This is a genomic window from Halorubrum sp. B53, from assembly GCF_059752395.1.
This window is the reverse complement of record NZ_MWTH01000009.1, coordinates 151,443-171,706: the sequence shown is the minus strand read 5'-3', so window position 1 is coordinate 171,706 and position 20,264 is coordinate 151,443. Positions and strand designations below refer to the sequence as shown.

Below are 20,264 nucleotides of genomic sequence, written 5' to 3'. Positions count from 1 at the left end.
AAGCCACAATCATACGGCACTGACACCACACTCGCATGAGTTCAGGCGGTAACTGGATCGCACGTATACACGGTCGGCCGATCGGGAGATCGGGACCACTGACACAGGCGTCTCGCTACACAGACGTGTAGGGAGGTTCGGTTCGAGTCCGAGCGTCAGCGTAAAGGCGGCCAGAGCGGTGGGGGAACACCCGTACCCATTCCGAACACGGAAGTTAAGCCCACCAGCGTACCGGGAAGTACTGGAGTGAGCGATCCTCTGGGAACCGCGGTTCGCCGCCTGCCCACTCATACTGATTATTCATTCGGAGCGATAGCTCCACACACACCTGCAGTCCGGTTGGACTGCGGGTGGATTCGATTGCCGACCTAGCGACAGCCCAACTCTTTCGTCAGCCGTAAGCGCGTTGAGCGACCGCGGCGCGACGGAAGCGAATTTCAATATTGAGAAGGTCACCCATAAGTTTATCAATTTTGTCGCTGAACCTAATGGTATAGATGGCTGTTCCGACGGAGTCCATGCACAACGTCTCTGTGCGACTGTCCGCGACGGGACAGCCACCGGTCCGGGACGGCGCATCGTCGGGGCGCGTAATCACCGTGCTGTTCGGAACCGGAATCGAGGAGTGGCGACGCGGGTGGCGGAGTTCGCCTAACTCGGGACCGGCTCGGGAGGCGATCGTCTCCGCGGGCGACACCACCCGCGGAGCGACGGCGACGACGCAGGTCGTTCCGGGAGGGCGACTCGCGTACACGGTGCTCGACGCGTCTGCAACGCTTGATCGCGTGACGGACGCCGTCTCGACGCACGTCGACGACGCGGCGGGTGAACCGCTTTCGATGATCGTGGACGACATCACCCCGGTAGTGACAGACCGAGGGGTCTCTGCGACCCGGTCGTTCATCGCGTCACTGCGAGAGCTGTCCGGCGTCGACGACATCGTCGTCGGGTGTTCGTATGGTCCCGAAGTGGCTACGGGAATCCGTTCGCTGTTCGACCCGATTGAGGACGTGGAACGCGTCGACCACCCCGTCGCGGAGACCGTGGACCGACTGCGGCGGGACGACCCGACAACGTTCGGGTACGTGCGTCGTCACTGGGCGGAGGCGCGAGAGGGGGTAGAGCGCTGTACGCGGAACTACCCGCAGTCCCGACAGGTACACGCAGCTCTTTCCGACCCGGAGACGACGCCGCGAACGCTCGGCGCGGCATTATCTGGGCTCGTGCGACTCGGCGTGCTCGACACGTGGGGAGAGACGGTAGGTCCGACGCGGTACGACCTCACCGCGTACGACCCCGACCGGATGTGGGTTGTCGGCGCCGCTCTCGCGTCGTCGGACGAGACCGATGCGGGCGGTAGATCGGAAGCCGACGCGGACGGTGGAGCCGAAACCGACGACGGGTGAACCACCGACGCGGTCGTTTCCTCTGCGTCACTCCGTCTGATCGTTCGATAGTCCGCTCGGAACGTCGAGGTCGTGTGAGACGAGGGTACCGTCCGGATCGAGGGTGACCGTGCCGAGCGTGACCGTGTCCCCCGCTTCGAATCGGTCGGCGATGGTGCCGAGAACGGTCTGCTGATCGAGCAGGTCCCAGACGGTCTCGGCGACGAGCGACTGGAACGCCTCGGGATCGGTCCATCCGGAATCGACGTCCGACGGGACATGAACGACGAACTGGAGCTCCTCCTCGGTGAGATGGACTCCCACGCCGAACGTGTCTGCGCACATGCGTCGACGTTCGGACCGGAGTCGCAAATCTCCGTCGGGACGTCGCCGGGCACGCCGCTCCGTCCCGAAACCGGTAAGCCACGGGCGCCAAAACCCCTCGACAGAGGGATGGCCACCGACCCGCGCGTCTCACCGGCCGCGGCTCTCGCGACCGCGGTCGTCGCCGTGAGCGCCGGGGCAATCCTCGTCAGGCTCAGCGAGGCGCCGAGTTCGGTGGCCGCGTTCTATCGGGTGCTGTTCACGACGCTGCCGCTTCTCCCGGTCGCGCTCTGGCGGTATCGAGCCGACCTCGCCCGCATCGGGCGCCGCGACCTCGCGTTCGCGACGCTGTCCGGTGTCGCGCTCGCGCTCCACTTCGCCGCGTGGTTCGAGAGCCTGGAGTGGACGAGCGTCGCGGCGAGCGTCACGCTCGTTCAGGCGCAGCCGGTGTTCGTCGCGCTCGGCGCATGGGTGCTCCTCAGGGAGCGAGTGACCCGCCGGATGGCCGTCGGCATCGCGGTCGCGATCGCGGGGATGGTCGCGATGTCCCTCGGCGACCTCCTCGGCGGGGTGCTCGTCGGCCCCCGACCGCTCTACGGAAACGGCCTGGCGCTGTTCGGCGCGGTGACGGCGGCCGGCTACGTCCTCGCGGGGCGAGCGCTTCGGCAGCGCGTCTCGCTCGTTCCGTACGTGGTCGTCGTCTACGGGGTGTGTACCGTCTCGCTCTTTCTGCTCGTCCTCGCGGAAGGCCACCCGCTGACGGGGTACCCGTCTCGCGAGTGGGCGCTCTTCGCCGGACTCGCGCTCGGGCCGGGGCTGCTCGGGCACACTGTCCTCAACTGGGCGCTCGCGCACGTCGAGTCGAGCGTGGCGTCCGTGTCGCTGCTGGGCGAACCGGTCGGCGCGACGGTGCTCGCGTTCCTCGTCCTGGCCGAAGTGCCGACGCCGGTCACGCTGGTCGGCGGCGCCGTCGTCCTCGCCGGGATCGCGCTGACGTCGACGGGGACGACCGGCTGACGTTCTCACGGCCGATATTCGCGCGTCAACGTTGAAATACGGCCGTCGACGCGTTCCCGTATGCACCGTCGTTCAGTCGTCGCCTACGTGGGCGAGGACACGGACGTGCGCGACCGCGTCGCCGACGCGGTGGAGGCCGCGTGGAGCGGGTCCGGGTCGGTGGGGTATCGGCCGATCGCTCCCCCCGAGTTGGCGGCTGTCGCGGAGGACGCTCCCTCGCCGCTGGCCGACGTCTGCGGGATCGTCACCACGAGCGACGCCCTCGAGACGGGCGTCGTGGGGGATCGCCTCGCGGCGACACCAGAGAGCGTCCCGGTCGTCGTCGCCGTCGAGGATCCGGGGATCGAAACGCTCCGCGCGGTCCTCGACACGGGCGTCGACGACGTCGTCGCCGTCGAACGCGACGGCCGATCTGGAACCGAACCGGACGGTGCCGCGACCGAGCCCCTCGTCGAGCGGCTTCGAGAGGGGATCGATCCCGCGCTGACCCGGCTCGGCTCTGACGACGTCGCGCGGCTCCGGGAAGTGCTGCTGGACGCGGGAACGACCCTGATGAGCACCCGGTCGGACGAGGTCGAGACGAAGATCGTCTGGACGATGGAGAACGTCGGTCGGCAGGTCGGGGTCGATCGAATCGTCTGTTATCTGGAGGACGGCGACGCGTTCGAGCCGGCGTATCACTGGTCGTCCGGCGAGTGCGATCCCGGCCCGAAACCGTTCGCGGCGTTCCCCGACCCGGAGGGGCTCTCCACGTTCGAGAACGTCGTTCGCCCGCCGGTCCCCGCCGAGGGCGCGGACGAGAGGAGCGCGGATACCGAGCCCTCGCCGGCGACGGTCCACGTCCCGCTCGTCAGCGACTGGGAGCTGATCGGCGTCCTCGCGTTCGAGGCCGACGACTCCCGCGCGTGGACCGAAGAGGAGGTCGCCGCGTACCGTACCTTCGGCGACCTGATCGCTCACACCATCGCGCGGAACGAGCGCCGGCTCGAACTCCGCCGCCAGACGGAGCGGCTCGAGCAGTTCAGCGCGGTCGTCTCGCACGACCTCCGGAACCCGCTCAACGTCCTCTCCGGATACCTCGACCTCGTCGAGGACGACGTCGCCCGGCCGAAGTACGAGGCGATGGAGCGCGCGGTGCTCCGGATGGAGACGCTCATCGACGACCTGCTCATGCTCGCGAAGCGCGGCGACGCGATCGACGAGACGGAGTCCGTCCCGGTGGCGTCGATCGCCGAGGACGCTTGGAACTCGGTCAGAGCGCCGAGAGCGACACTGGCGGTCGGGGACGACGTCGGTCACATCGAGGCCGATCCCGGCCGCCTGCGACAGCTCTTCGAGAACCTCTTCCGGAACGCCGTCGACCACGGCGGCCCTGACGTCACCATCGAGGTCGGGACTGACGGGGACCGCTCCGGCGCGCGCGGGCTGGTCGTCGCCGACGACGGGCCGGGGGTCCCGCCCGAGGCGCGCGACTCGCTGTTCGACTCGGGGTTCTCGACCGCCGGGAGCTCCGGGCTCGGACTCGCGATCGTCGACCGGATCGCCGACGCGCACGGGTGGGAGCTGGACGTCCACAACGACGGCGGCGCGGTGTTCGAGCTCTCCTTCGGAACGGAGGCGGCGACCGCTCCCGCCTGACATCGAGAACCGCCTGTTCTCCCGGCCGTTACGACTCGAACCGAGCGATCGTTCGTCGGTGCCGGTCGCGGAACATCCCCTCGAATCCGACCTTCGCGAACGGTCCGGCGAGGTCGCCGAGGGGACCGAGCGGCAGCCGGTACGAAACGGTGTCGACGAGGAGCGTCTCCTCGCCGTCGGCGTAGAAGGCGTGGGTGTGCTCCCACCGTCGGAAGGGACCGCCGACCATCTCGTCGACGAAGCGTGCGCTCTCATCGACCGGCGCGTCGCCGTCGGGCTCTCGCTCCACTATCCGAGAGACCCATCGCTGTCTGGGGCCGACGTCGAACGGTCGCATCGACATCCGTATCCGCGACGCCTCGGCGAGCACCTCCGGGTCCGGCTCCCCGTCCGGCCCCTCGACGCCGGCGATGCGGAGGTTCATCCAGTCCGGCGTGAGCTCGCGGAGGCCGTCGATCGTGGAGTGAAACGCCCACACCTCGTCGATGGGTGCGGGAACGCGGGTCGTCCGGCGGTACGTCGGCATACCCTCGCTACGTGGCGACCGGGCAAAAACCCCCCTTCGCCCCTCGGCGTTGCCGGCGTTCCGTCGGCGTCGGCAGGCTCGCGGTCCCGGCGCCGCCGGTACCGAAACGCGAATACGGTCGCGACCCAACCCAGTTCGTAATGGAACGAGGCGCAATCGACGTCGCGGACCTGTCCGGCGCGTTCGACCTCCAGGCGACCGTCGAGAGCGGGCAGAGCTACCTGTGGAACCGCGCCGACGGCGACACCTACGCCGACCTCCACGCCCACGGCGGCGAGGAGTGGTACGAGACCGTCGTCGCCCCGATCCCCGGCGTCGTCGACGAGCGCGTCCCCCTGCGGGTCAGACAAGAGGGCGGCGTCCACGAGGGGACGCTCCGCTGGGAGTCGACGACCGACGCCGTCCCGCTCCTCGAACACCTGTTCCGGCTCGACGACGACCTCGACGCGATCCTCGACGCGACCCCGGACCTCCCGCTCCTCGAACGGGCGTACGACGCGTACGAGGGGATGCGGCTCACGCGGGACCCCGTGTTCCCGTGTCTGATCTCCTTTATCTGCTCGGCGCAGATGCGCGTCGCGCGGATCCACGGGATGCAGCGCCGCCTCCGGGAGACGTACGGCGACGCCGTCGAACTTGACGGAGAGGCGTACCGCGCGTTCCCGACGCCCGAGCAGCTCGCCGCCCGATCGGAGGAGGAACTGCGCGATCTCTCGCTGGGCTACCGCGCGCCCTACGTCCAGCGGACGGCCGCGATGGTCGCGTCGGGCGAAGCGGATCCGCTGGCGGCCGCGGACCTCCCGTACGAGGAGGCGCGCGAGTCGCTGACGCGGTTCGTCGGCGTCGGGGACAAAGTCGCCGACTGCGTGCTACTGTTCTCGCTCGGCTTCCTCGAGGCGGTCCCGCTCGACACCTGGATCCGGACGACCATCGAAGAGTACTACCCCGACTGCGAGCGCGGCAACTACGCCGAGACGTCGCGGGCGATCCGTGACCGCTTCGGCGGCGAGTACGCCGGGTACGCCCAGACGTACGTGTTTTACTACCTCCGCGCGGGCGGCGAGTGAATCCGGAGGGTCGCGCACGCGGTCGGCGACCCCGTCGCTCCGCGGCATCCCCGCTCTGACGTTTCGACGTTTCGACCTGTCGGCCGAAGTTTCATATTCGCTCGTGTGGTACGTGTCACCGTGATGGACTGCCGAGTCGTCGTCGAGGCCGCCGTCCCCGTGTACGACGTCGGGACCGCCGACGAAGCCGTCCGGATCGCGATCTCGAAGACCGGCGAGATGCTGAATCCGGACCTCAGCTACGTGGAGATCGACACCGGGACCCGCACGTCGCCCGCGGGAGAGGAGCTGCCGCCGGCGTTCGTGGCCGCCGACGAGGCGCTCGTCGCGCTCGAGCTCAGCATGGACGTGTTCAACGTCGAACGCGCCGAACACGCCAGTCGGGTCGCGCGAAAGGAGATCGGCCAGCGACTCCGAAACATCCCGTTAACGGTCCTCGACGTCGAGGAGATCGAGTCGGACGAGGAGCGCGAGGACGCGGACGAATCGGACGCCCCGGACGAGGAGCCGTAGCGCGTCGACGGCCCGCGGGAGCTCCGCGGACCGCGGCGCGCCGGGGAGGGCCGGCGGCGCCGATGGTGAGACGGGAGGAACGGAGCCGTCGCTAGGCGGTCGACAAACGGTCGGAACGAGAGCGAAGTCTCAGTCTGCAGTCGGGGCCAGCGGCTCCGATTCGGACTCCTCCATCGGCTCCGTGATCCCCTCGGTCAGCTTAAAAACGGCCGCTTTGTGGTCTGTTTTCGACTTGTGAATTGATGTCGGTTTGACGCCGAGTTCCTCGTAGGCCTCGAGGTCGATATCCTCGTTCCAGAACTCGCACTGTTTTCGTACCTCCGCGAGAAGGCCGTGAAGATGGATGAGCTCCTGCTTCTTCATGAGTAACAGTCCTTTGCTACCGGAGGTTTATATTACTATCTTGAGTCACGTTACCATGGGACTTCGCGTATTCGACGGCTACGAGGCGTAGACGGGTCTTTTCGGGTTATCGATCGGGAAGGTTCTGCCCGCCGGCTCGGAACGATTCTGCCGGCCGGATCGGAATGATTCCGTCTTCGCGCGCTCGACGAGCGGGGATTATTGGAACTGTTTGACGGCCTCGAGATCACGCTCCGTTCGCATGAACTCCGTCAGCCGACGGGTCGCGTGGCAGTCGGGACAGCTGAAATTAGAGCGGAGATCCTGCAAATCCGCGGGGTTGTCCTGCCACTCCTTGGTGCACTCCGGACAGACGAGTCTGACGAACGCATCCACCATGGACTCTCGTACACGCGGCCGGGTTAAAAACGTACGTGGCGAGCAACGCGCCACGCGTGGCGAGAAACACGTCACTGCGCGGGCCGCCGCGACGGAGATCGAGACGGCGGTCGCGGCGGCTCGGCGAAGCTATTCGGAGGGAAAAGAGTCGAAAGAGTAACCGAGAATCACAGATCGGAAAACCGTCCGGAGAGAATCTCGTCTGTCGCGGGCGCCGGTGGGAGCGTCCGGTGCCCCCCGGCGTCTCAGGCCGCCACTCCCTCGCTCGCTTCGAGGAGCTCTTTGTACCGGTTCCGGATGGTGACCTCGCTGATGTCGGCGACCTCCGACACCTGGCTCTGTGTCACCTTCTCGTTCGAGAGGAGCGCGGCCGCGTACACCGCGGACGCGGCGAGCCCGACCGGTGACTTCCCGCTCGTGATGCCGGACTCCTTCGCGCCGTCGAGGAGCTCGCGGGCAAGCCGCTGCGTCTCCTCGGAGAGCTCCAGCCGCGAGACGAACCGCGGGACGTAGCTCTCGGGGTCAGCGGGCTGGACGCGGAGGCCGAGCTCGCGGATGACGTAACGGTACGTCCGGGTGAGCTCCATCTTGTCGACGCGGGAGACGGCGGTGAACTCGTCCAAGCTCCGCGGGTTCCCCACCTGCCGGGCGGCCGCGTACAGCGAGGCAGTCGCGACGCCCTCGATGGAGCGGCCGGGGAGCAGGTCCTCGCTCAGCGCGCGGCGGTAGATGACCGACGCGGTCTCGCGGACGTTGTCCGGGAGGCCGAGCGCCGAGGCCATGCGGTCGATCTCGCCCAGCGCCTGCTTGAGATTCCGTTCCTTGGAGTCGCGGGTGCGGAACCGCTCGTTCCAGGTGCGGAGCCGCTGCATCTTCTGACGCTGGCGGCTGGACAGCGACTTGCCGTAGGCGTCTTTGTCCTGCCAGCCGATGTTCGTCGAGAGCCCCTTGTCGTGCATCATGTTCGTCGTCGGGGCGCCGACGCGGGACTTGCTGTCCCGCTCGCCGGAGTTGAACGCGCGCCACTCCGGCCCGCGGTCGACCGAGTCCTGCTCGACGACGAGCCCGCAGTCGTCACACACCGTTTCGCCGTGCTCCGTATCACTGATGAGGCTCCCGCCGCACTCCGGGCAGGTCGTGGTCCGCTCCGCCGCCGTCGACTCCTCTTCGGCCGACTCCGTCTCGACCGCTCGGTTCCGAGTCGTTCGCTCTTGTTCCGTTTCTCCGCCGTAGTCTCGCGTGCGTGTTTCTGTCATGGGTTCTCTCCGATCGAACTCCCGAACAAAATACTGGTGTCGGGCGCGCCGATTCGTTAACCAATAGTAAGTCTCGAGAGTATATAAATGTATTGTGTGGTTTGTTACCATGAATCTCGGTAAAACCCCTCTAGAGGTTCGAAGACGACCGTTTCCACCCCGGCCGGTTCACGAGAATATCGAAGGATCGCTCACGAAAACGTGGCTGACTTATATAAATGTCTCCGAGGCGGTCGTCGCCGCCGGTTCGACCTTCGATCCGCTACCGGCTCCGACTCACCGGGAACGCCACGCGGTCGGGCGCGTCGTTGAACCGCTCGAGGATCCGCTCGTACAGCCGGTTTTTCACGCGCTGTCCCTGACGCGGGTGGGTGAGGTAGCGCACGCGGAGCTCCACCCACGACTCGCCCTGCGTCACGTTCACCGTCGGGCGGTCGTGCACCTCCAGCTCCACCGGCGTCTCGGCGAGCGCCTCTCGGTACGCCGCGATGCCGGCGGCCATCTCGTCGCCGAGCAGGTCGCTCGCCTCCTCGGCCATCACCTCTCGCGCGAAGTCAAGGTCGGTCTCGTAGGCGACCTGAATCCCGATCTCGTTCCACACGTAGGGGGAGCCGCCCCCGCCGAAGTTGACGACGTTCGAGGAGAGCACCACGCTGTTGGGCACCGTCACCACCCGCCCGGAGGGCTGGTTCGTCGTGACGAGCTCACCGTTGATCTCCCACAGCGTCGTCACGAGGAAGTCGACCCCGATCACGTCCCCCTTCGCGTCGTCGATCCGGACGCGGTCGCCGACGCCGTACGGCTGTTTCACCGTGATGTACACCCACGCGATGAGCGAGAGGAGCGGTTGCTGGAGCGCGAACGTGACCGCGAAGCCGATCACCCCCAGCGAGAACAGGAGCCCGAGCCAGTTCTCGGTCAGCACCGCGAGCGTCGCCACCGTCCCCGAGAAGCCGAAGACGAGCCGGAGGAGGTTGCGCGTGTTGTACGCGCGCCGCTTGTTGGCCGACCGCATCAGGACGTCGACCGCGAGGCGGTACGACCCGTACAGCAGCGCCCCCACCGCGACGACGAGCAGCGCCCGGCCGACGACGAGCGTCGCTGAGTAGCCGAGCAGGTCGGGCCAGCCGCCGAGGACGCCGGTCGTCCCCACCACCGTCCCGAGGACGGCGGCGACGACGCCGAGCGCGACGGCGGCGAGCGCGATTGGGCGTCTCACGCTCGTGGGTCGCGGCCGATCGGCAAAACCGTTGTGACCCGCCCGATCGCCCCCGTGGGCCACGGTACGCCGTCGGCGCCCGCCGACCCGCGACGCCTACTCGCCGTCGACCGCGATCCGCGCTAACGCCCCCGCCAGCACCTCGGTCGCGGCGGCGCAGTCCTCCCAGTCGGTCCACTCTCGGGGGTTGTGTGAGATCCCGTCTCGCGAGGGCGCGAACAGCAGGGAGGCGTCGGTGACGCGGGCGACGCGCATCGCGTCGTGCGCCGCGCCCGAATGGAGGTCGATCGCGGTCCGGCCGGCATCGGTCGCGGCGGCGTGGACGGCCCCCCGGAGGCGCTCGCTCATCGGCGTGGGCGCCACGTTGAAGGGGCGCTCGAACGCGGTCTCGACGCCGCGCTCGCGCTCCAGGCGGGCGAGCGCCTCGCGAGCGGCCGCGACGATCGTCTCCATCGACTCGGCCTCGACGTCCCGCACGTCGACGCCGGCCTCGACCCGCCCCGGGACCACGTTCGTCGCGTTCGGTGAGACGGAGAGCGACCCGACGGTGCCGACCGCGGAGGCGCTCGACTCGTCGACGACCGCGTTCGCGGCCGCCTCCACGTCGAGGACGAACTCGCTCGCGGCCGCGAGCGCGTCGGTCCGGTCGCCCATCGCGGTCGCGCCGGCGTGGTTCGCCTCACCCTCGATCCGCGCCTCGCAGTGTGTGATCCCGGTGATCGTCGTCACCACGCCGGCGTCGGCGTCCGCCTCCTCCAAGACGGTGTCCTGCTCCACGTGGAGCTCGTAAAAGGCCGCCCAGTCCGCGGGGTCGATCGCGTCGTCGCCGCGGTAGCCGATCCGGTCGAGCGCCTCGCCCAGCGTCTCGCCGGCGTCGTTCTCGAGCGCGAGCGCGTCCTCGGCGTCCGTCACGCCGGTCGCCACCGCCGAGCCGAGCAGGCCGTCCCCGAAGGTTCCGCCCTCCTCCTCGGTGAAGCTGACGACGCCCACCGGGCGCGTCGGTTCGACCCCCGCCTCACGCATCGCGCGCACGGCCTCCAGCGCGGCGTACGTCCCGAGCGGGCCGTCGAAGATCCCGCCCTCGGGGACGCTGTCGAGGTGGCTCCCGCTCACGACGGGCGCGGCCGTCGGGTCCGCGGAGTCGGAGACCCACGTCCCGAGGACGTTCCCGACCGCGTCGACGGCGACGTCGAGGTCGGCAGCCTTCATCTCTTCCGCCAGCCGGTCTCGCGCGGCGCTGTTCGCCTCGCTCCCGGTCCGATTCGTCCGGCCGCGTTTCGCCGGGTCGTCGTATTCGACTCGACCGAACGCCGCGTTCGCCTCGATGTCCGCGCGGAGGCGGTCGGCGTCGACTGACAGATCCATGCGGGGTAAGGGCGCCGCCGGAACAAAACGGTGTGGTCGGTCGAGACCGCGGGACTGCGGGCGAACCCCAAAGACTCTTGTCGCGGCCGCGAATGGATCCGCCCGATGTCCCCGATACTGCTTCAAGAGGCGCTGGCCGGCGGGATCGCCCTCCTGTTCGGTCTGCTGGTGCTGCTCGTACAGATCGGAATCATCATCTGGATCTACACGGACGCGCAGCAGCGCAGCGACCAGCCCGCGTTCCTGTGGGCCATCGTCGCCTTCCTCGCGCCGCTGCTCGGGCTCGTGCTGTACTTCATCATCGGTCGGAACCGATAGCCGTCTACACGCCCCGCAACAGGCTCGTCGCACCGACCGTTTCTGCGACCACCCACGCGATAAACAGGAGGTACGCGACCAGCAGCACCGACGACTCTCGTTCGGTGAGCGACAGGTCCGTCCGGAGCGCCGCGAACAGCAACACGGTCGCGACGGTGAGCACGCCCAGCATCGGGACGGCGGTCGAGAAGTTCACGTCGACGCTCCCGACGATCAACACCCCGACCGGGATGGCGACGAGCAGGTCGAACGTGTTCGACCCCAGCACGTTCCCGAGGCTCGTCCCGCCCCGCCCTTCGCGCGCCGTCCGGACGCTCACGAGGGCGTCCGGGAGGCTCGTCGCCGCCGCGACGATCGTGACGCCGGCGAGGAACTCCGGCACGCCGAACGCCGACCCGAGCGACTCGACCGACGCGACCAGCCGCTCGACGGCGACGCCGATGACGAGCAACCCGGCCGCGAGCTTCCCCCACTCGCGCCGGATCGATACCCCTTCCCGGATCCGATCGATCCCCGCGTCGTCGACGTCTTGGTACTGGATGAACAGGTAGAGCCCGTACAGCATCAGCGGGATCGCCGCGACGGGCCGAGTCAGTTCCCCGACGATCGGGTCCGACGAGACGGGGAAGTAGATGACCGCGAGCGAGAAGGTGACGACGAGCGCCGACACGGCGATCATGTAGAACTGCGCCTCCTTGTACACGATCGCGCGACTGGCCTCGAGGTCGTCGGCGGCGCCGAACCCGGAGAGCCCCGGAATGACGAGGATGTTGAAGATCGCGGAGCCGACGAGCGCCCCCACGCCCATGTCGAATATCCCGGTGGCCGCGGTGACGACGACGCTCGCGAACTCCGGGAAGCTCGATCCGACGGCGACGACGATCGACCCCTGTACCACCGCCGGCAACCCGTAGTATCCCGAGAGCGTCTCCGCGGCCTCCTCCAGCCAGCTGCTCCCGATCCAGATGGCGCCGGTCGCGACAGCGATCACGGCGAGGTGGAGGACCGACCCGTCCGAGAGGCCCCAACCGAGCATCGGCCTACCGCACGTGGCGTCCGGCGAGGTCCCACAGCCGGTCGGCGACGGCGTCGTCGAGCGCGTCGCGGGTCACGCGCCACTCCCAGTTGCCGTCGATCGTCCCCGGCTCGTTGAACCGCGCCTCGCTGCCGAGCCCGAGCAGGTCCTGCACCGTCGTCATCGCGAGCACCGCCTCGGAGCCCCACACCTCGTCGATGATCTCCCACTCGACCTCGCGGTCGCCGTCCGCGCCGACGTTGTACCGGAAGCAGTCGCGCTGCCGCTCGGGGAGGTCCTCGAAGTAGCCGACCCACGTGTCCGTGTCGTGGGTCGACGTGTAGCCGACGACGCCCTCGGGGTAGTGCATCGGCTGGTACGGGTTCCCCTCCTGACACCAGTCGGCGTACTGCGGGACGCGCATCCCCGGGAAGCCGAACTCGGCCATCAGCTCGTCCATCGCCGGCTCCTCGAAGCCGAGGTCCTCGGCGATAAAGGGCGTCTGGCCCAGCTCGCGCTCCACCGTCTCGAACAGGTCGCGGCCCGGCCCCTCCCGCCACTCGCCGGCCGCCGGGTCGTCGCGGTCGGCCGGGATCGCCCAGTACTTCACGAACCCGAGGAAGTGGTCGAGCCGCGCCACGTCCGCGAGGTCGAACAGCCGGCGGAACCGGGCGATCCACCAGTCGTAGTCGCGCTCGGCGAGCCGCTCCCAGTCGTAGACGGGGTTCCCCCAGCGCTGTCCGTCGTCGCCCGGGTTCGGCGGGACGCCGGCGACCGCGGTCGGGCGGTTCGACTCGTCGAGCCGGAACGCCTCCGGGTTCGCCCACACGTCCGCCGAGTCGAGCGCGACGTAGATCGGCACGTCGCCGACGATCGAGACGCCCTCCTCGGCCGCGACGGCCCGCATGTCGCGCCACTGCCGGTCGAACGTCCACTGAACGAACTCCCGGAACCGGACCTCCGTCGCGTGTCGCTCGCGAGCCTCCGCGAGCGCCTCGGGGTCGCGCGTCCGGAGCGGCTCCGGCCACTCGACCCAGGTGTCCTCGTCGCGGGCCTCGGAGAGCGCCCGGAACAGCGCGTAGTCGGCGAGCCACGGCTCGCGCTCGCGGAAGGCGTCGAGGTCGGCTTCCGCCTCCTCCCCGGCCTCCTCGTCGAACCGCTCGAAGGCGGTGCGCAACAGCGGGAGCTTGTACTCCCGAACCGCAGCGTAGTCGACCCTGTCGGTCGGGAACTCCGGCGCCGGTTCGAGGTCGGCCTCGTCGAGCCAGCCGTCGGCGGCGAGCCCGTCGAGGTCGATCAGGAGCGGGTTGCCGGCGAACGCCGACGGCGACTGGTACGGCGACTCCCCGGCGCCGTCCGTCGTCGGGCCGACCGGGCAGATCTGCCAGTAGTCGACGTCGGCGTCGCCGAGGAACGAGAGGAACGCGGCGGCGCCGTCCCCGAGGTCGCCGATCCCGTGCCGTCCCGGTAGCGAGGTGACGTGACAGAACACGCCGGCGGAGCGATCGAATCGCATGCGTCTCCCTGCGATCCCCACCGACTCAAGCGTTGCGTCCGGCGGGGGTCTCGGGCGTCGCGGCCGGGCGGCCGGTTCAGTCGTCGCGGTCCGCCCGCCACACGACCGCGTCCGCGGTCTCGAGCGTGACGGGGCCCGCGTCGTCTCCGACCGCCGCGTTCGCGTCGGGCGCGGCGAGGGCGACGGCCCAGTCGAGCGCTCCGTCCGGATCGCCGCCTCCGTCGCGCTCGGCCGTCACGCCGAGGTCGTCGAGGACGTTCGTCGGCGACAGTTCGACGGGGGTTCCCTCCACGTTGCAGGCGACGAGCAGCGCCTCGTCCCCGTCGGGATCGCGTCTGAGCGCCTGGTACACCACGGTCCCCTCCGTCGGATGCCGGTAGCCGAACGCCTCGCCGCGGCTCGGATCGACGTCGCGTCGGAGCCAGGGCCGCGCCTGCCGGAACTCGCGGACTCGGCGGTCGAACGCGGTCCGCGCGTCGCCCTGGTCGTCTTCCCACCGGTCCAAGACGAGGTACTCGGCCACGTCGGCGCTCCACGCGAACGAGAACGCCCGCAGGTCGGTCGCGGCGAGCGCGTCGCTGGAGGCGGCGTCGCCGCGACCGCCCTCCGCGAGCGGCGTCCCCTTGACGGACAGCAGCTCCGCGATGAGGTCGAGGTCGTAGTCCGTCGCGTCGATCAGGGCCGCCAGCGTCGTGACGAACTCCTTCAGTTCGGCGCGCGTCTCGAATCCGAGCTCTTTCAGCCGCGGGAACGCGGCGCGCTCGCCGTACGCCCCCTCCGGCACGTGCCAGTCGATCCACGGCGCCTCCTCGGCGACGACTTTCACGTTCCACGTCGGGTCGGTGTCCCGGACGAACCCCCACGGCGCCCGGTAGTTCGCGTGGAGGAAGTCCATCGGGACGCCCGGCATCGCGACGTGGAACCAGACCAGCGCGGCGGGGCTGTCGTACGCCTCGCGGATCGTCTCCGGCGGCGAGTCGGCGAGGTACGGGTTGATCAGCGCGCCGCTCCAGTCGTCGGTCACCTCGACCTGCGAGCCGCGCCGCAGCGTGTCGTGGTTCGCGACGCCGGTGATCCACTGGCTTCCCATCTCGCCGACTTCGCGCATGCGCCACCACTTCGTCACCCAGAACGTCAGGAGCGCTGGCTTGTTGTGCGCGAACGTCACGGGCGACCACTGGAACGCGTGCGGGTGCCGGTCGATCAGCGTCCGGTACGTCGACGCCAGCTCCCAGTCCTCGCGCGGCCACGGTCGGCCGTCCTCGTAGATCATCCAGGGGCGGAACTCGGTCCCGGCGACCTCGTGTGTCATCCGGTCCATCTCGGCGAGGAACGCGTCGTCGTGGACCTGCTCGCCGGTCTCCTCGTCGTGGTAGGTGAAGTCCTGCGCGCCGTCGATGCGGATCCCGTCGGCGCCGAAGTTCGCCTTCCGGCGCTGGAGTTCGAGGAGGATCGCCCGCACCACGGGCTGTCGGTAGTCTAAGTGGAGCCCGTACATCCCCGGCCCCTCGAAGAAGGGGTCAGGGAGCAGCTCCGCCGCGGCCTCGTCGGCGTGCCCGAGCGCCACGTCGAAGACGACCCGGATCGGGTCGGGCATCGCGTGGCAGGCGGCGATGAGGTCGACGAGTTCGTCGGGGCGCCCCGTCTCCAGTATCGCCGGGTTCGCGGCCGAGAAGGCGCTCACGACGACGTCGTACCCCCAGTTGGTCTGGTCCGGGCGCTCGACGCCGACGGTCACGCGCTCCGCGTCGCGTTCGCGGTCGAGGCCGCCGTCCGGCGTTTCGCTGTCGACGCCGCCGGGGCGCCAGTACCACTGCCGCCCGTACGCCTGCGTGAGCGGCTCGACGGGCATGAGTTGGACCGCGTCGTACCCGACGTAGTTGCGCTCGTGGGGGGCGAGCGGGTCGCCGGCGCGGAGCTTCTCCCCGATCGCTTCGAACCGCTCCGCGAGCGCCGCGAGGGACCCGCGCTCGGTCGACGTGCCGGGGTGGATCTCCAGCATGCTCGTCGCGGGGTCTATCCGCGGGAGCCCGTCGTCTTCCGTCGTCGGGAGCGCCTCGTCGCCGGTCCCGAGCGAGGCGAAGTGGTCGCGGTCGGGCCGCGTCGCATCTAAGCGCGGCCAGTCGTACGCCTCGGCGGGCGCGAACGCCCCGAACGGGACCGAGTACGCGAGCGGGTCACGGACCGTCTCCCACTCGTCGTCCCCGTCGGGCGTTCGGTACGCGAGCTGGTAGAGCGCGCCGAGCCGGTCGCGGGTCCCAACGGGGATCCCCTCGACGGCGACCCAGTGGAACTCGCCGTCGCGCTCGACCGGGAGCCGGTCGACGCGGAACGCGACCTCGCGGAGGTCGTCGCGGCCGGGGTCTATCGTCGCTTCCCCCCGCTGGTCGTCTCCGTTCTCGTCGTCCGACAGGGGCGTGAACAGCTCGAGTCGCACGTCTTCGACCGGAACCCCGGCGTCGACGAGGTCGGGCGTCCAGAAGCCGAAGGCGACGCCCGCCGGCGGGTCGGTCGCCGGGTCCGCGTCCGCCCCCCGGATCGGGTGCGCGCCGAGCCGTTCGGCGATCGATTTGGCCGCCTCGAACCGACCGTCGGCGGCGTCGCGGTCGGCCCGAGCCCGCTCGACGAGCGCGGCGGTCCGCTCCGGGAGGACCGCGGGTCCAGATCCCTCGGAGGCGCTCCCGCCGCTCATTCCTCCGTCTCTCGGACGATCGCGACCTCGTCGGCGCGGATCCGCTCGGTCCCCTCGCCGTCGGTGACGACGCAGCGCTCGTCGGTGACGAGGTCGCGGTCCGCGTGGGCGGCGTCGACGGCGACGCTCGCCTCGTCGGGTGCGAAGTTGAGGACGACGATCAGCGACTCGTCGTCGGTTGAGCGGCGGAACGCCACCACGTCGTCGGGGTGGATGTTCCCGCTGGCGACGATCGGCCGCTCGTCGAGGTCGCCGCTGGCGACGTGGTACCCGACGCGTTCGAGGTCGCCCTCGGGACCGAGCGCCGGGTGGTCGGCGCGGGTCGCGAGCAGGCGCTCGTAGCGCTCCCTGACCTCGTCGCGCGCGTGCTCCCACGCGATCGCGTCGCGGCGACCGCGCTGGCCGATCTCCTGGCCGGCGTACACCATCGGCACGCCGGGCAAGGTGAACGTCGCGGCGCCGGCGGCGGCCGCGGCGGCGTCCCCGCACTCGACGCGGTAGCGCGTCTCGTCGTGGTTCTCGATGTACTGGAGGAAGCCGGCGTGGTCGGGGAACCCGATCTCCGCGCGCTGGTCGATCGCGTCGAGGACGGTGCTGGCGGGCTCGGCGCCGCGGCCGACCTGCCGGAGCTGGAAGTACAGCGTCGCGTCGAAGTGGACGTCGAACATCCCCTCGTGGAAGCCGGGGATGTACGGGATCGTCTCGTCCATCAGCAGGAACTCGCGGTCCTTCGCTTTCACCCGGTCGCGGAGCTCGCGCCAGAACGAGTCGGGCACGGCCCACGCCATGTCGCAGCGGAACCCGTCCACGAGCGGCGCCCACTCGTCGATCACGTCGAGCAGGAACCGGCGCACGTCGAGGTTCGCGTGGTTCAGGTTCGCGATCAGCTCCCAGTCGAAGTAGGTGCCCGGCTCGCCGGACTCCTGCCACTCGAAGCGGTCGCGGTACGGGGAGTCGGGGTTCTGATACGCGTCTCGGAACCACTCGTGGTCGCGCGCGGTGTGGTTGGCGACGAAGTCGAACAGCACTCGCATCCCGTTGTCGTGGGCGGTCTCGACGAGCGCCTCGTAGTCGTCGCGGTCGCCGAGGTCCTCGGCGACGTCGAAGAAGTCGACGATGTTGTAGCCGTGCGGCTTCCCGTCGTGCTGGAGCACGGGGGTGAGCCACAGCGTGTCGACGCCGAGCTCGGCGATCCGCGGGATCCGCTCCGCGATCTCCTCGAACGCCTCCCCCTCGTCGGCGTCGGCGAACGTCCGGACGTACACCTCGTAGACGGTCGCGTCCGTCGTCCACTCGGGCGGCTGGTTGAGCCGGACGGTCTCGAAGGCGGGTCCGTCGGCGCCGGTCGGGACGGCCAGGTCCGGGTCGGTTGGCTCGACCTCGTCCGCGGCCGTGAGGCCGCTCCGATCGACGCGCTCGACCGCGACCGCGTCCGCGACGCTCACCCGCTGTTCGCGTCCCGGCTCACGGGCGACGGCGACGCCGTGGACGCGGAGGCGGTCCGGCACGGTGTCGGCCGGGATCCGGATCTCGCGCCCGTCGTCTGAGGTCCGGAGCCCGTCTCGGGGATTCCGTCGCCCCTCCGCGACCGCCTCCTCGACGTCGCGGTCGTCGACGACGACGGTGACGGCCAGGTCCGACGCCTCGAGGTCGGACTCGGGGTTCGGCGTCGGCGTCGCCCGGACGACGACCTCGGCGCTCTCGCTGCCTTCGTCCCCGTCCTCGACCGTCGCGTCGAGCCGGACCCGCGGGCGGCCGACGCCCTCGCGGGCGCGCTCGGCGCCGTAGTCGATTCCGGCGTGGTCGGCGTCGCGGTCGCGGATCGCCGTGCCGCTGCCGCCGGCGACGTCGACGCCCTCGTAGCTCGACGCGAACGCGCGTACCGTCAGGAGGTGGTCGCCGTCGGGCGCGTCGAGGCCGATCCGGTACCGACCGGGGACGTCCGGCGTGAAGTCAGTCACGGCCGCCTCGCCGACCGTCGCCTCGCTGTCCGGCGGCGCGTCGGCCACGCGCCACTCGTACTCCGCCTCGGGGTTCGGGTCCCGCGGCGCCAGCTGCGTCGTCTCCCCGGTGGGAAGGAACCGGGGGGGTCCAGGGTGGTGCATGTGCCACCCATCGGCACCCGGGGTATTCGTTGTTGCCCTTCGCCGAACCGCGGCGAGACCGGTCGGTCGCCTCGTTCGTCAAGGCTTTTACCGAGGGTATCGCAAAGCGACTATGCGACTGCGAACCGCTCTCACGGAGCACGAACGTCGGCGCGGCGAGCGCTATCCGGCGGAGCGTCCCACGACCGCCGGCGCGTTCACGGGCGACGACGGCCGTCTGGTCCACGTCGGGCCCGACGGCACCGTCCACGACTGTTCGTACTCCCTGTCGGGAGTCGGCGGGGCCGACCGGCTCCGAATGGGCATCACGGCCGGACGCGGCGTCCGCTGGTTCGACGACCTCACGACGACGCGACAGCACTACGACGGCGACACGCCGCTCGTCGAGACCGAGTACGACGCGGGCCGGTACACGATCCACCAGTTCGATCTCGTCGTGAGCGACACGCACCTCACGCACGTCGAGCTTCGCGGTGCCCCGCCCGCAGGCGCCGAACTCGTCGCCGCCTGCGCGTTCTCGCCGGACATGGTCGAGGGGCGCGTCGGCAACCTGGTCCACGACGGGGCCGGCCCGAACGACGGGAGCGTCGTCGAGGTGTACCACCGGAGCGAACACGACTTCCTCACGGCGTCGACCGGGCTCTCGGCGGCGCACGGCCAGCGGCTCCGCACGATCACGGAGCTGCTCGGCGAGGACGAGAACGGGTTCCCCCACCGCGGGGAGATCGACCAGCGCGAGGACTCGCGGCTCACCCCCGACGTCGTCGTCCGGGCGCCCTTCGAGCGCGACGGGCGGAGCGAGCGCGTCACGCTGGCGAGCCGAGCGGTCGTCGACCGCCGGGAGACCCGCGAGACGGGCGACGACGCGATGGACGCGCTCACCGACGGCCCCGACCGCCAGCGACGGATCGAGGAGCTCTCTCGGATCGCGACCGCCTACCCCGACGCCGCCGACCTCCGGGAGGCCGCCGACGGGCGCGGGCCGACGGTGCCCGAGGACGTGCCGCGACGCGGCGTGATCGCCAGCGACCTCCGCGCCCTCGACCTGCTGACGGCCGAGTCCGGCGCCCGGATCGCCGCCCCCGAGTTCGACCCCTTCTACTCGACCTCCGGCGGCTACGGCTACACCTGGTTCCGCGACGAGGCGGAGACCGCCTCGGCGCTCCTGAGCGCGAGCGAGGAGATCGACCTCGACGCCGACGAGGAGCTGCTCGCGACCGCGTCGTTCCTGTGTCGCACGCAGGACGCCGACGGCTCGTGGCCCCACCGCGTCTGGGCCGACTCGGGGAAGGTCGCCCCCGGCTGGGCGAACGCCCGGATCGAGGGCGCGAACGGGACGCCCAGTCCGAACGACCAGCTCGACCAGCCGGCCTCCGTGGTCGCGTTCCTCGCCCGGCTCCGTCGCACCACCGACCTCCCCGAGGAGTGGCGCGATCGGATCGACGCGACGATCGCCGACGCGGTCGCCTTCCTCCGGGAGACGACCGAGGCGGACGGGCTCCCGCGTCGGTGCCAGAACTGCTGGGAGAACGCCCTCGGGCGGTTCACGCACACCGGCGCGGCGTAC

Annotated in this window: 18 protein-coding genes and 1 rRNA gene; 8 read left to right on the top strand and 11 right to left on the bottom strand. The window is 70.0% G+C overall.

What is annotated here, in order from left to right; translation table 11 throughout:
* Nucleotides 1-162: 162 nt before the first annotated feature.
* Together rrf and B4V06_RS08380 are read left to right on the top strand one after the other, a co-directional pair.
* Nucleotides 163-284: ribosomal RNA gene (rrf, locus tag B4V06_RS08385) — 5S ribosomal RNA — on the top strand.
* A 213-nt stretch (nucleotides 285-497) separates the two neighbouring features.
* The gene (locus B4V06_RS08380) at nucleotides 498-1,406 is read left to right on the top strand and encodes a hypothetical protein (protein WP_123112305.1); all 909 of its coding nucleotides are present in this window, start codon (nucleotides 498-500) and stop codon (nucleotides 1,404-1,406) included.
* Between the two features lie 27 nt (nucleotides 1,407-1,433).
* On the opposite strand, the gene B4V06_RS08375 is transcribed toward B4V06_RS08380, so the two are convergent.
* Entirely contained in the window at nucleotides 1,434-1,730 is a 297-nt protein-coding gene (locus tag B4V06_RS08375) for a DUF8124 family protein (protein WP_123112304.1), read from the bottom strand.
* Between the two features lie 108 nt (nucleotides 1,731-1,838).
* Between B4V06_RS08375 and B4V06_RS08370 the strand changes: the two genes are divergently transcribed.
* Nucleotides 1,839-2,726 carry a DMT family transporter gene (locus tag B4V06_RS08370; RefSeq protein WP_123112303.1) on the top strand — a complete coding sequence of 296 codons (888 nt, stop codon included), beginning with the start codon at nucleotides 1,839-1,841 and terminating at the stop codon, nucleotides 2,724-2,726.
* Nucleotides 2,727-2,786: 60 nt separating this feature from the next.
* Nucleotides 2,787-4,364 (top strand): sensor histidine kinase, encoded by a 1,578-nt coding sequence (locus tag B4V06_RS08365; protein WP_123112302.1) that lies wholly within the window; start codon nucleotides 2,787-2,789, stop codon nucleotides 4,362-4,364.
* A gap of 28 nt (nucleotides 4,365-4,392) precedes the next feature.
* Here B4V06_RS08365 and B4V06_RS08360 read toward each other — a convergent pair whose 3' ends face one another.
* Complete coding sequence (locus B4V06_RS08360) at nucleotides 4,393-4,890, bottom strand: SRPBCC family protein (protein ID WP_498169067.1); 498 nt, start codon at nucleotides 4,888-4,890, stop codon at nucleotides 4,393-4,395.
* 140 nt (nucleotides 4,891-5,030) lie between these two features.
* Between B4V06_RS08360 and B4V06_RS08355 the strand changes: the two genes are divergently transcribed.
* A complete protein-coding gene (locus B4V06_RS08355) occupies nucleotides 5,031-5,957 on the top strand; it encodes a DNA-3-methyladenine glycosylase family protein (RefSeq protein ID WP_498169064.1) in 927 nt (308 codons plus the stop codon).
* A 123-nt stretch (nucleotides 5,958-6,080) separates the two neighbouring features.
* A complete protein-coding gene (locus B4V06_RS08350) occupies nucleotides 6,081-6,470 on the top strand; it encodes a DUF555 domain-containing protein (protein ID WP_123112299.1) in 390 nt (129 codons plus the stop codon).
* A gap of 129 nt (nucleotides 6,471-6,599) precedes the next feature.
* On the opposite strand, the gene B4V06_RS08345 is transcribed toward B4V06_RS08350, so the two are convergent.
* From B4V06_RS08345 to B4V06_RS08325, 5 genes are all read right to left on the bottom strand, one after another.
* Nucleotides 6,600-6,833, bottom strand: a complete 234-nt coding sequence (locus B4V06_RS08345) for a UPF0058 family protein (RefSeq protein WP_094522443.1) — start codon at nucleotides 6,831-6,833, stop codon at nucleotides 6,600-6,602.
* Between the two features lie 198 nt (nucleotides 6,834-7,031).
* Nucleotides 7,032-7,211, bottom strand: a complete 180-nt coding sequence (locus B4V06_RS08340; protein WP_123112298.1) for a DUF7836 family putative zinc-binding protein — start codon at nucleotides 7,209-7,211, stop codon at nucleotides 7,032-7,034.
* 245 nt (nucleotides 7,212-7,456) lie between these two features.
* Nucleotides 7,457-8,467: a transcription initiation factor IIB gene (locus B4V06_RS08335; protein WP_123112297.1), complete on the bottom strand. Its 1,011-nt coding sequence runs from the start codon at nucleotides 8,465-8,467 to the stop codon at nucleotides 7,457-7,459.
* A 262-nt stretch (nucleotides 8,468-8,729) separates the two neighbouring features.
* Nucleotides 8,730-9,686, bottom strand: coding sequence for a mechanosensitive ion channel family protein (locus tag B4V06_RS08330; protein WP_498169060.1), 957 nt, complete (start codon nucleotides 9,684-9,686; stop codon nucleotides 8,730-8,732).
* Between the two features lie 96 nt (nucleotides 9,687-9,782).
* Entirely contained in the window at nucleotides 9,783-11,051 is a 1,269-nt protein-coding gene (locus tag B4V06_RS08325; RefSeq protein ID WP_498169057.1) for a Zn-dependent hydrolase, read from the bottom strand.
* Between the two features lie 105 nt (nucleotides 11,052-11,156).
* On the opposite strand from B4V06_RS08325, the gene B4V06_RS08320 reads away from it, so the two are divergent.
* Entirely contained in the window at nucleotides 11,157-11,369 is a 213-nt protein-coding gene (locus B4V06_RS08320) for a PLDc N-terminal domain-containing protein (RefSeq protein ID WP_123112294.1), read from the top strand.
* A 4-nt stretch (nucleotides 11,370-11,373) separates the two neighbouring features.
* Here the strand turns inward: B4V06_RS08320 and B4V06_RS08315 are convergent, their stop codons facing one another.
* The 4 genes from B4V06_RS08315 to malA all read right to left on the bottom strand — a co-directional run bounded on the left by B4V06_RS08315 (nucleotide 11,374) and on the right by malA (nucleotide 18,697).
* Nucleotides 11,374-12,405 carry a sodium:calcium antiporter gene (locus B4V06_RS08315; RefSeq protein ID WP_123112293.1) on the bottom strand — a complete coding sequence of 344 codons (1,032 nt, stop codon included), beginning with the start codon at nucleotides 12,403-12,405 and terminating at the stop codon, nucleotides 11,374-11,376.
* Nucleotides 12,406-12,409: 4 nt separating this feature from the next.
* Nucleotides 12,410-13,900, bottom strand: coding sequence for a 4-alpha-glucanotransferase (gene malQ / locus B4V06_RS08310; protein ID WP_498169053.1), 1,491 nt, complete (start codon nucleotides 13,898-13,900; stop codon nucleotides 12,410-12,412).
* Nucleotides 13,901-13,976: 76 nt separating this feature from the next.
* Nucleotides 13,977-16,592: a glucosylglycerol hydrolase gene (gghA, locus tag B4V06_RS08305; RefSeq protein ID WP_498169050.1), complete on the bottom strand. Its 2,616-nt coding sequence runs from the start codon at nucleotides 16,590-16,592 to the stop codon at nucleotides 13,977-13,979.
* Complete coding sequence (gene malA / locus B4V06_RS08300) at nucleotides 16,589-18,697, bottom strand: alpha-amylase MalA (protein ID WP_498169047.1); 2,109 nt, start codon at nucleotides 18,695-18,697, stop codon at nucleotides 16,589-16,591. The genes gghA and malA overlap by 4 nt, the downstream gene beginning before the upstream one ends.
* A 112-nt stretch (nucleotides 18,698-18,809) precedes the next feature.
* Between malA and B4V06_RS08295 the strand changes: the two genes are divergently transcribed.
* The coding region (locus B4V06_RS08295) for a DUF7997 domain-containing protein (protein WP_498169045.1) at nucleotides 18,810-20,264 on the top strand (1,455 nt) is incomplete at its 3' end.